This is a genomic window from uncultured Streptococcus sp. (genome assembly GCF_963521865.1).
Classification (GTDB): domain Bacteria; phylum Bacillota; class Bacilli; order Lactobacillales; family Streptococcaceae; genus Streptococcus.
Map to the genome: position 1 here is coordinate 1 of NZ_CAUQWY010000087.1, position 2,964 is coordinate 2,964.

At 40.4% G+C, this 2,964-nt stretch carries 3 protein-coding genes and 2 pseudogenes; 3 read left to right on the forward strand and 2 right to left on the reverse strand.

The genetic code is table 11. The features are described 5' to 3' along the window. The 3 genes and pseudogenes from RWO85_RS10115 to RWO85_RS10125 form a co-directional block, all read left to right on the forward strand. Positions 1-179 (forward strand): annotated as a pseudogene (locus tag RWO85_RS10115) (pantothenic acid transporter pant); the annotation flags it as partial. Positions 180-357: 178 nt separating this feature from the next. Next, positions 358-885, forward strand: a complete 528-nt coding sequence (locus tag RWO85_RS10120; protein ID WP_261144212.1) for a hypothetical protein — start codon at positions 358-360, stop codon at positions 883-885. Between the two features lie 11 nt (positions 886-896). Continuing rightward, positions 897-1,412 carry a transcription repressor NadR gene (locus tag RWO85_RS10125; RefSeq protein WP_261077583.1) on the forward strand — a complete coding sequence of 172 codons (516 nt, stop codon included), beginning with the start codon at positions 897-899 and terminating at the stop codon, positions 1,410-1,412. On the opposite strand, the pseudogene RWO85_RS10130 reads toward RWO85_RS10125, so the two are convergent. Then, positions 1,409-1,621 (reverse strand): annotated as a pseudogene (locus RWO85_RS10130) (hypothetical protein); the annotation flags it as partial. The gene RWO85_RS10125 and the pseudogene RWO85_RS10130 overlap by 4 nt on opposite strands. A gap of 221 nt (positions 1,622-1,842) precedes the next feature. Further along, positions 1,843-2,964: LPXTG cell wall anchor domain-containing protein (locus RWO85_RS10135; RefSeq protein ID WP_314415721.1), on the reverse strand; the 1,122-nt coding region annotated here is incomplete at its 5' end.

Below are 2,964 nucleotides of genomic sequence, written 5' to 3' on the forward strand. Positions count from 1 at the left end.
CACTTACCAACACAGTCTTTGTACTTGGTGGAATTTTCTACCTTTTTGGAAATGTCTTTGATGGTAATATCCAAAAACTCCTAGCAACTGTTATCTCAACAAATTCGATTGCCGAATTAGTCATTTCCGCAGTTCTAACCCTAGCTATTGTTCCAAGATTACAAACTTTGAAGAAATAAAAACAATCTCCACTTTCATACTTGAAGGTGGAGATTTCGCTCTGTATAGTTTTGATTTTTAGTGAAATGTTTACGAGTCTTTAATTAAAAAACGACCTATAAACCCAAGTAAATCCTTGCTTTATTGTCTTGTTTATAGTACTATACTAGTGTATATACAGTTAAAAAGGAGATTCTTATGAACACACGGAAAAAGACACAATTTATGACAATGACTGCCCTCTTAACGGCTATTGCAATTTTGATTCCAATTGTTATGCCTTTTAAAATTGTCATTCCTCCTGCTTCTTACACTTTGGGAAGCCACATCGCTATTTTTATCGCTATGTTCTTGTCGCCCTTGATGGCAATTTTTGTCATCATAGCCTCTAGTTTTGGATTTTTGATGGCTGGCTATCCCATGGTTATCGTATTTCGGGCTTTTTCCCATATCTTTTTTGGGACTTTGGGGGCTCTTTACCTACAAAAATTCCCAGATACACTAGATAAACCAAAATCTTCCTGGATTTTTAACTTTGTTTTAGCGCTTATTCATGCCCTTGCTGAAGTATTAGCCTGTGTCCTTTTTTACGCAACTTCTGGTACCAATGTAGAAAATATGTTTTATGTTCTATTTGTGCTAGTTGGATTTGGTACAATTATACATAGTATGGTAGACTATACATTAGCACTAGCTGTCTATAAAGTGCTTCGAAAACGCCGTTAAAAGGAAAAGCTATGACAAAAGATCGCAAACAAGCCCTGCTCCAACTCTTGAAAGAAGCTCCTAAAGCCCTTAATGGCCAAAGTTTGGCGGAACATTTTCATGTCACACGTCAGGTCATTGTGCAGGACATTGCAATTTTGAGAGCCGATGGTGCTCCTATCCTATCCACTAATCGTGGCTACATCTATAAGCAAATTGAAACCAATCCTTATGTTCACAAACTTTTCAAGGTGAAACATGAAGTTGAAGAAATCGGTCAAGAACTCCTTGCTATCGTCGATAATGGAGGACGTGTCCAGAACACTTTGATTGACCATCCCGTTTATGGAGAAATTGAAACCTTGCTTAAACTGTCTTGCCGCAGAGATGTTCAACATTTTCTAGAACAAGTCGAGCATTCTGATTTTAGACCTTTATCTGAATTAACAGATGGTGTCCATTACCACCTAGTCGAAGCCGAAACACAACAAGACCTCCACTATATCGAGGAGGCCTTGGATCAGCTAGGTTATTTAGTAAAAGACTAGAAAATTTTCTTTTCCCAATCGTCTTCTGTACGGCGAGGGTAGAAAAATTCAGATTTGTCCGGAGCTTCCATCATCTCCATCAAAGGTAACATATCATAGGCCAGATCCAAGTTTGGAATCTGGTCTTTTTGTACCCAAGAAACTTCTCCTTCATCTGAAGATTGAAGACTTCTAGTAAACTCGGTCGTTTTATAGTCAATTGAACCATATAGTAGATTGAAATAAGATATGAACGAATCGATTAGGGAAGTTAAATTAATTTCTAGAAATGTTTTAGCAGTTGTAGTGCACTATTCTAGTTTCAATCCACTATGAAAACCTCCAGATTAGAAACTATGATTTAATTCACTAACCTGGAGGTTTTAGATAATTATTCAACTCTTATAATTTTGCTAGCCATTTTAGCAAGTAAACATACTAACTAAGCTTCTTAGTTTTCTTTACGACGACGCCCCCCTACAAGACTCAAACTAAGTAAAGCACTTGTAATTGCAACTGGAATAGCTAATACTGAATTTTCTGTGCCAGTATTAGGTAATACTTTCGCTGCGGTCTTCAGCTCTTCTAGGTCTCCATTGTTGTGGACACCTGGAATTGCTGCTTCACCTGCAGTTTTCGTTGCGACTACTGTTGCATCTCCTACTGTAACTTCTACTCGGTCTGCATCTGCACTTGGCGTTACTGTTACTCGTGCATTTGCTGTATCGCTTACTACCGTTGGTGCATTTGGTGTTGTTTCTTTTGCTGGTAAGTTTGCTCTTGACGCTGTACTTACGTCACTGTTTCCATGTTTAGCAGTTGCGCTGACTTGTGTTCCTGCACTTGCTGCATTGTGCGCTACAGTGACTACTCCAGTCCTTGAATCTACACTTACACCGTCTTTAGATGGTGTTAGACTCCATGTTGAGCCAGTTTTCGTTGCGACTACTGTTGAGTTTCCTACTGTAACTTCTACTCGGTCTGCATCTGCACTTGGCGTTACTGTTACTCGTGCATTTGCTGTATCGCTTACTACCGTTGGTGCATTTGGTGTTGTTTCTTTGGCTGGTAAGTTTGCTGTTGATGCTGTACTTGCGTCACTGTTTCCGTGTTTTGCTGTTGCTCTAACTTGTGTTCCTGCACTTGCCGCATTGTGTGCTACAGTGATTACTCCGTTTGTTGGATCTACACTTACACCGTCTTTAGCTGGTGATAGACTCCATGTTGAGCCAGTTTTCGTTGCGACTACTGTTGCATCTCCTACTGTAACTTCTACTCGGTCTGCATCTGCACTTGGCGTTACGGTTACTCGTGCATTTGCTTCGTCACTTGCTACTGTTGGTGCTGCTGGTGTTGCTGCTTTACCTGGTAGGGCAACACTTGCTGCTGTACTTGCGTCACTGTTGCCGTGTTTAGCAGTTGCGCTGACTTGTGTTCCTGCACTTGCTGCATTGTGCGCTACTGTTACTACTCCAGTTCTTGAATCAATACTTACACCTGTTGTCGTTGGCGATAAAGTCCATGTTGAGCCATTCTTCGTTGCGACTACTGTTGCATCTCCTACTGTAACTTC